At 34.6% G+C, this 4,228-nt stretch carries 2 protein-coding genes and 2 pseudogenes; 2 read left to right on the forward strand and 2 right to left on the reverse strand.

The window, feature by feature from the left end; all coding sequences use genetic code 11:
• Positions 1 to 201: pseudogene (locus ACFX4N_RS30665) on the reverse strand (hypothetical protein); the annotation flags it as partial.
• Between the two features lie 1,010 nt (positions 202 to 1,211).
• On the opposite strand from ACFX4N_RS30665, the pseudogene ACFX4N_RS30670 reads away from it, so the two are divergent.
• Positions 1,212 to 1,641 (forward strand): annotated as a pseudogene (locus tag ACFX4N_RS30670) (cell wall hydrolase).
• A gap of 622 nt (positions 1,642 to 2,263) precedes the next feature.
• On the opposite strand, the gene ACFX4N_RS30675 reads toward ACFX4N_RS30670, so the two are convergent.
• Positions 2,264 to 2,614, reverse strand: coding sequence for a transporter (locus tag ACFX4N_RS30675; RefSeq protein WP_377263771.1), 351 nt, complete (start codon positions 2,612 to 2,614; stop codon positions 2,264 to 2,266).
• Between the two features lie 351 nt (positions 2,615 to 2,965).
• On the opposite strand from ACFX4N_RS30675, the gene ACFX4N_RS30680 reads away from it, so the two are divergent.
• Complete coding sequence (locus tag ACFX4N_RS30680) at positions 2,966 to 3,895, forward strand: DUF3298 and DUF4163 domain-containing protein (RefSeq protein ID WP_377263773.1); 930 nt, start codon at positions 2,966 to 2,968, stop codon at positions 3,893 to 3,895.
• Positions 3,896 to 4,228: the final 333 nt, after the last annotated feature.

Here is a 4,228-nt window from a genome sequence, read left to right on the forward strand (position 1 = left end):
TCCAAAGCCAAATCCGGGACCACCGAAACCTGGTCTTCCAAAGCCAAATCCGGGACCACCGAAACCTGGTCTTCCAAAGCCAAATCCGGGACCACCAAAACCTGGTCTTCCCATTCCCATTCCCATAAACCTCATATCTTCATGGGATAACTGATTTTCTTGAAAATATAAATTAGGTAACAAGTGCATTTCTGAATTCATGATCAAAACCTCCGTTTTTTTCTTATCAGAGCAAGGATATGCATTTACCTAGTTTCCGTCTTGGGTGAATGTCCATGTTTTTTTAAAAATAAGTAATAAGTAATAGGAGAGAAAAGCCTATTTTTAAAATAAAAAAATAGAAGTGATTAAATTATGTAATAAATAGAATAAGACAACTCATTCAATAGGGGCTAATCCTTATACAAACTAGTTTGTATTTATTATTTTTTCCGATAAGGTACATTATGTTAACTAGTGATGTATAGCATATACAGCTTAAAAACAGAAAAAACTCCTGTCATTGGCCAGGAGTTTTTTCTGTTACTTGGATGTTATGCAATTGGGTTCTATGAGAGGATGCTTCGCAGCATCTTGGGTAGTTTGCTCAAATTGTTAAATGTTATTCGTATAGATAATTCACCTGAAAACAGGTCGATGAATAGAATGTAATCTGAATTCTGAAGAATCATCCGTTTTTTTGGAAAAAGCCCTCCTCAGGGTATCTATCTAAACATAAAAAACATTGGCTAAGTCTTAGCCAATGTTTTTTATGTTTGTTGCATCATTTGTTTTATTCATTATAGACAAGTCACTTAAGTAAAGAAACTGAATATACTGAAATTTACAAAGCTTTGATTTTCTAAATTTAGTAAGTTACTTCAAAAAAAGCCTTAAGATCATTGATTTTAAGGCTTTTTGGATATAGTTCATTTAATATAAAAAGGGACTACCAAAACCTGGTCTTCCAAACCTCATATCTCCATAGGGTAACTGATTTTCTTGAAAATATAAATTAGGTAACAAATGCATTTCTGAATTCATGACAAAAACCTCCATTTTTTCTTATCAAAGCAAGAATATGCATTTACCTAGTTTCCGTCTTAGGTGAATGTCCATGTTTCGGAAAAAACAGGTAGTAAGTAATGGTAGAGAAAAGCCTATTTTTTTAAAAATAACGAAAAGACATTATACGAGCTATAGAGAAATATCTTATTTCTGGAGGTGAAATTATGGCGGTTGTTAAAGCTACAACTTCAGACATAGCTCTTTTAGCGAGACTCCTCAGAGCAGAGGGTGAAGGGTGAGGGTGAAAAGGGAATGCTTCTTATAGGAAATGTAGGGGTTAATCGAATCAGGGCGAATTGCTCCGATTTTAAAGGACTGAGAACTATTCCACAAATGATTTATCAACCCCATGCATTTGAAGCTACTCAAAAAGGCTATTTCTATCAAAGAGCAAGAGAAAGTGAAAAACGTTTGGCACGTCGATCTGTCAGAGGAGAACGTAGTTGGCCTGCAAAATTTAGCTTATGGTATTTCAGACCTCCTCAACGGTGCCCTCCAACGTGGTACAATCAACCCCTTGTTGCCCGATATAAACTTCACTGCTTTTATCAACCAAAAGCTGAAACATGCGAAAATATTTATAATACTTATTAGGAATTTCCTATAATTTTATAAGAGGATGTATTAATCTATCTCATAAAAAGCAAAAAAAAAACTAACTTCTATCTGACTCAAAGTTAGTTTTTTTGCTTTTTAAATTGTATACTTTCAAAGGATTTTCTCAACGTCTAAGTCCACTATGAAGTATATTTGATGTTAAAAAGGCACCAACAGGAGGTAAATCACTATTGCTAACGGCAGGTCCTGTGAGACTTGTATCTGTGGTAGCCACCCAAGTTCCATTCCTACCTGCTAGCAAAGAGGGTGGCTTCATAATAACCTGCCCACTTAAAACAAGATGTCGAATTCTAGTAGTAGAATCGTCAAATATAGTTAAGTTACCAGAATATGTGGCATAAGGTGAATCAAAGGTAATTTGTTTGCCTCCCTCATTCCAATACCCATTAATGGGAATGAGAGTGCCTCGAAAATTAACTGTACCCCTTATTCTATTGCCTGTAATAGAGTTAATGATAAGCACACCCCAAACCATAGGTCTACCTGCAATCTCAGCATGAATACCCCATCGTGATGGGAATGGCATACTAACCCTGACCTTCTCTGTAGGCTGCAAAGCTAATCCCTCCCTTTTTCTAGGGTAATAAATTATGAAAGCTTAGAAACATGTAAATGAAACAATTTGTCTTGTATCTATACCAAAAATAGTCCAGAATCGCCCGTTCCATCTGAAACCAGCAACTGATCTGGGTCCCACAAAAATAGGGAAATACCAAAAACTTGACCCATTTCTAAGCCATATATATGTGTTACGGAATAAACACAACGAAATGGCTCCTGGATCGACTGCAAATGGTGTTGCTGTTTGCTGTTGTGGGATAAATGCTGGTGGTGGGGAAGTTGGAGCTTGCTGTCCACCAGGTGATCCGGGGAAACCGCCAGGCGATCCAGGGAACTGTGGGCCTAAAAGTCTTGGATAAGAATAAGAATCTATATAATTTACGTCCATATTTTTTCACCTCAATATATTATTAATACCTAATACAATATGAGAAATGGGCCCAAAATGTTCGGACCCTTATGAATATAGCAAAAACACTTAAGCAAAATATGTTAAAGAGTCTTTAAGTTCAGTCGTAATGGGATCTTATCTAATAAGATCTCATTATTTATTTCCGATAATTTACATTATGTAAACTGAAAATGAATGGAATATACATAAAGAAATTTGATGAATTATGTCTACGAAAACAATATAAATAATCATTATTCCCTGTTGATTTGTGTTATACTTTTAATTGGGGTTTTTTGGAAAAACATTAGTTTTAAAACCCTACAAAAACATTTCAGGGGGGCATTTATGAAAGGGTTCAAAAAAGTTATAGCAGCTATTTTAGTTTTTGCTGTTTTATTTTCGCCACTCGTTCCACATACAGATGCAGAAGCCAAAGTAATGTGGGGAAATCAAGAACTCGTCAAAGGACAAATAGGCCGCGTTACAATTTTAAAGAATACTAGTCTTTATAACATTAAAAATAATAAATTAGTAGCAGCAAAGAAAGTATCAAAAGGGCAAATATATCGCGCTTATTCTTATTCTGGAAAATACGGTGGAATTTACGGTGTATCAAAAGATTTATATGCTCAAAAATCGTCTAGCATTAAGTATGAGAGAGCACCTAGTGACAAAATCCAGGCGTTGGGAATAACCGTTACAAAAAAATCATTAGCAAATAATATTAGCTATCCAGAAGCATCTGGTCTTTTTAATAAACCATTTGAGGCTAGTTTCAATAGAAAATTCTTAAACATTGCTAAAGAAACTCAGCAAGCAAATAAAGAATTAAAAGAACAGGAAAAGAAGGACCGCGAAAACGGTTGGTCACCAGGTCCTTATTATCAAAATATGAAATACTCTGTACCTTACAACCAAGATAATATTTTAAGTATTTCTGTTACGAATGATCAGTACTCTGGTGGTGCACATGGTATGACTTGGATTGATACTTACAATTATAATTTATTAACGGCTAAACAACTTAGTTTGAAAGATATCATTACAAACCAAAAGCAATTAGGTAAAGTAAATAAATATATCCGTGAACAAATGATTGCTCGTAATAAAAAAGGCGCTCAATTCTGGGTTGAAGATTTCAAATCTGTGAACTTAACTCAAGACCAGTTTTATTACACGAACGGTGGCATTGTAATTATATTTGGTGAATATGAATACGCACCTTATGCTAACGGTATTAGTTTCTTCAAAGTTCCATATTCTATTTTTAAGTAATACAGAATTACCATCTGTTTTAATCATTCTAGAACATTAGAGAAGGTTAAGAGCTAGGTTGATAGTTCTTAACCTTCTCTTTCATTCCTAGAAAATCCATTATAGTAACTAAGTTTGTATATGATATACAGCTTAAAAAACCGAAAAACCAACCTCTGAGTCCTAAAGGTTGGTTTTTCTGCTCTTGGAGAAGAGATTCGTGTTGGATATTGGATGCCTCACGGCGTCATGAGTAGTTTGCTTAAGATGTTATTTGTTATTCATTTTTATAATTATTAAATAAAAAGAAACAGACTTGTTAGGAAGTCTGCAACTGCAACAAGAAATAAAGCT

Origin of the sequence: Priestia sp. YIM B13551 (genome assembly GCF_042787905.1) — a bacterium.
Lineage (GTDB): Bacteria > Bacillota > Bacilli > Bacillales > Bacillaceae_H > Priestia.

Bases quoted from the DNA above. Each gene is read 5' to 3' on its own strand.
- ACFX4N_RS30680 (WP_377263773.1), top strand. From the start codon at position 2,966: ATGAAAGGGTTCAAAAAAGTTATAGCAGCTATTTTAGTTTTTGCTGTT.
- ACFX4N_RS30675 (WP_377263771.1), bottom strand. From the start codon at position 2,614: ATGGACGTAAATTATATAGATTCTTATTCTTATCCAAGACTTTTAGGC.